Below are 3,625 nucleotides of genomic sequence, written 5' to 3'. Positions count from 1 at the left end.
ATGACGCCGGAAGATCGGGAGGCGGCGCTGGATCTGCTGCGCGACGAGTGTCTTGCGTCACGCATCGCGGCAGACATGGCGGCGTGTGGCGTGGTCGGTGAATCCACCAACCTGACGGCGGCGTACCTGGCGGCGGTGTCGCGCAAGCTGGACAGGCCGCTGGCGGTGCTGATCCAGTCATCGAGCGCGGCGGGTAAGTCCTCGCTGATGGATGCGGTGCTGAACCTGATCCCGCCGGAAGAGCGTCTGCAATACAGCGCCATGACCGGGCAGAGCCTGTTCTACCTGGGTGAAACCAACCTGCAACACAAGATCCTCGCCATCGCGGAAGAAGAAGGTGTGCGCCAGGCGGCGTATGCGCTCAAGCTGTTGCAGTCGGACGGCGAGTTAACGATCGCGTCAACGGGTAAGGATGACGCCAGTGGCAACCTGGTGACGAAGCAGTACACGGTGAAAGGCCCGGTGATGCTGATGCTGACCACCACCGCGATCGACGTTGACGAGGAGTTACTCAACCGTTGTCTGGTGCTGACGGTGAACGAGTCGCGGGAACAGACCGAAGCCATCCACGCGGCGCAGCGTCACGCGCAGACGCTGGAAGGACTGCTGGCAGCTAACGAAAAAAGTTACATCACTCAGCTTCACCAGAACGCGCAGCGGCTGTTACGCCCGCTCAACGTGGTGAACCCGTTCGCCTCGCAGCTCACGTTCATGAGCGACAAAACGCGCACCCGGCGCGATCATATGAAATACCTGACGCTGATCCAGGCGATCGCGCTGCTGCACCAGTACCAGCGGGAGGTGAAGCGCGTGGAACATCGCGGGCAGGTGGTGGAGTACATCGAGGTGACGCGGGAGGACATCGCTCTGGCGAACCGCCTGGCACATGAAATACTCGGGCGCACCCTGGACGAGATGCCACCGCAGACCAGAAAGCTGTTGCTGCTGATCCAGACGATGGTCGGTGAACTGGCAGCGGCGCAGCACTGCAAACCCGGCGAGGTACGCTTCACGCGCCGGGAGATCCGCGACTTCACGCAGTGGAGCGACAACCAGCTTAAAGTCCACTGTATGCGGCTGGCAGAAATGGAATACCTGCTGATCCACGGCGGCAGCCGGGGCCACCTGCTGCAATACGAGTTGCTGTGGGACGGCAGCGGTGACGGCTCGCACCTGTGCGGCCTGATCGAACCGGAGGACAGCCCGGTGTATGACTCCTGCAAGTTGGGGTAAGGCGCGGGCAAGTTGCCCTTAAGTTGCCCCAAAGATGGGGCTAAGTTGGGGGCGGCGAAACCGCCTGTAAGCCGCGCCAGTGCTGGTACTGATGTGCCGCAAGTTGGGGAAGATGAAAACGCACTGTTCCCGGCAGCCAGGAAAACCGCACACCGTAACAGTAATACACCGGAAAGCTGCCTGACACCCCATGACGGTGCGCCAGCGGTATGACTCCCGCAAGTTGGATCTGAATCAGCGCAAGTTACCCTTAAGTTGCCCCCATGTTGGGGCTAAGTTGGGGGAGTAAAAATCCCCCGCAGACCGCGCCATTACTGGCCTGACTGCCCCGCAAGTTGGGGCAGCACGAAAATCACTGTTCCACCCTCTGTTCTTATCCCCATCGTACCGTAATCACCTTCAGGACAATCATCATGACAAAGCCCAAATCACCGGGGCCGGAAGCCCTTTATCTCAGCCGCCAGAACGAACACACGACGCAGCGCCGGCATGTGTTCGCCTGGCTGGAAAGCCTGGAAGCCGCAGGCTACAGCGCGCGCAGCGTGGAAGGCTACCGCGAACGGCTGTTACCGTTCGTGACGTGGTGCGAGGAACGCGGGCTGCTGTATGCGCCGCAGATAAGCCTGGCGGTGCTGGAAGCGTACCAGCGCCATCTTCGCAGCTACCGCAAGGCCGACGGTAACACGCTGGCGGTGGGCGGGCAGCTTAACCGCCTCAGTGCGGTGAAGAACTTCTTCCGCTGGCTGCTGAAGCGGCACGTCATCCTCTACAGTCCGGCGGAGATGCTGACACTGCCGAAGGAGGAGAAGCGGCTTCCGGCGCAGGTGTTACAGAGTCTGGACACGGAGAAGCCGCTGGGCCTGCGTAACCGGGCGATACTGGAAGTGCTGTGGAGTACCGGGATCAGGCGCATGGAGGTGGCAAACCTGATGCTGTGTGACGTGGACTTCACGCGGGGCGTGGTGAACGTGCGCCAGGGCAAGGGGAAGAAAGACCGGGTTGTTCCGGTGGGCCATGTGGCGCTGGAGTGGGTGACGCGCTACCTGCGTAACGTCCGGCCTCACCTGACGCAACGCGCCGACAGCGGTCACCTGTTCGTGACGTACCACGGCAGGGGACTGAACCGGGGAACGCTGACGCAGATCGGCGGAGAAACCATCCGGGAGAAAGCGCGGATACAGAAACCGGGGGCGTGTCACATCTTCCGGCACTCGATGGCCACGCAGATGCTGGACAACGGCGCAGACACGCGGCATATCCAGGCGATCCTCGGCCATGAAAAGCTGGAGACGACGCAGGTCTACACGCGGGTGGCTATCGGCCACTTGCAGGAAGTCCACGCGCTGACGCACCCGGAAGAGCAGGACGAGACGTGGACAGATCGGCACGTTGCAGATGCGGTGGCAGAGCCGCAGACGCGCCGGGAGCGTAATCACGCAGAGATGGAGCGGGCGCTGGTCAGCAGGAAGCGCAGCCGGAGGCGCTGACGCCGGGCGGAAACGTGATCGTCGCCGGACAGCCTGAAAAGTCAGGTGGCAATCCCTGTAAGGCCGTGGGGTGAGGTGCAGGGCAGACAACCGCCTTCCCTGGCGGTTGACTGCCCCCCTGCCAACGGAGCGCGCGGGGGTAAATGCCGTTCGCCCCGTGGAGGCTGCCGCGCCCCATGCGACCCTGCGGCACGGGGCAAACGTCATTCAACATAATGCGGGGGATTATGCGCACTCTCGCCGGGTGGCAACGGCGGCGAACCCGACCCGCTGCGCGCGGCTCGTGTTCGCACAATCCGCATTATGTCTGACGCCCCCGCGTTCAGCCCCGCAGTCCGTGCAGCGCAAAGCTTCGCTGGCGCTCCGCTCTGCTGTCGGGTGCGGTGTTCTTCTGTGGCCCCGCAGTCGCCGCCATCCCTGGCGGCTCCGGTGCCGTTCTGCGGCGGCGTCATGGTGTGGCAGTCAGCCAGAAAAGGGTGTCGGCCTGGCGGCCTCCGCTTAAAAGGGCTTTATGCCCGCCCGGCGTCGTCTGGCTGCGGCGGCTCGTGCCGCGCAAAAAGGCCGCGCGTCACTCGTTCCCGCCTCGCCAGCTTCCGCTACCCGCCCCGGTCCGGCGTGGTCATGCAAAGGCAACCCCCGGTCAGGCAGCGGTGCCACAGAGCGCCGTTCCGTCGCTTGCGGACTCTCTGCCGCCCGCACCCGCAGACCCGCGCCGTGGCCCCGCCATGCCGCCGGAGGCGGCCTGGCGGCCCCCCGTCACGGGTTGCCGGAAACGGACTTAGTGGAAAGCGGAATGACAGGCGGTGGTGGTGATGCTATGGTGAGCGGGCGTGAAAACGCGCGTCGGGAAAACTGGGTTAACGTGCTGTTAAATAAGTAAAAGGTGATGGCCGGGAAGCCAGAAA

The 3,625-nt window shown here is 63.5% G+C and carries 3 protein-coding genes and 1 pseudogene; all 4 read left to right on the top strand.

Annotated elements, in window-relative coordinates; all coding sequences use genetic code 11:
- A pseudogene (locus HEM79_RS22045) lies at window positions 1-1,233 on the top strand (DNA primase); the annotation flags it as partial.
- A 45-nt stretch (window positions 1,234-1,278) separates the two neighbouring features.
- Complete coding sequence (locus HEM79_RS22040; RefSeq protein ID WP_176241715.1) at window positions 1,279-1,446, top strand: hypothetical protein; 168 nt, start codon at window positions 1,279-1,281, stop codon at window positions 1,444-1,446.
- 200 nt (window positions 1,447-1,646) lie between these two features.
- Window positions 1,647-2,720 carry a site-specific tyrosine recombinase XerC gene (gene xerC, locus HEM79_RS22035; protein WP_176241716.1) on the top strand — a complete coding sequence of 358 codons (1,074 nt, stop codon included), beginning with the start codon at window positions 1,647-1,649 and terminating at the stop codon, window positions 2,718-2,720.
- A gap of 511 nt (window positions 2,721-3,231) precedes the next feature.
- Window positions 3,232-3,600 carry a hypothetical protein gene (locus HEM79_RS22030; protein ID WP_021550260.1) on the top strand — a complete coding sequence of 123 codons (369 nt, stop codon included), beginning with the start codon at window positions 3,232-3,234 and terminating at the stop codon, window positions 3,598-3,600.
- Window positions 3,601-3,625 lie beyond the last annotated feature (25 nt).

This window comes from Escherichia sp. 93.0816, assembly GCF_013368855.2.
Taxonomy (GTDB): domain Bacteria; phylum Pseudomonadota; class Gammaproteobacteria; order Enterobacterales; family Enterobacteriaceae; genus Escherichia; species Escherichia ruysiae.
The sequence above is the reverse complement of the archived record's forward strand: the minus strand, read 5'-3'. Positions and strand labels throughout refer to the sequence as shown.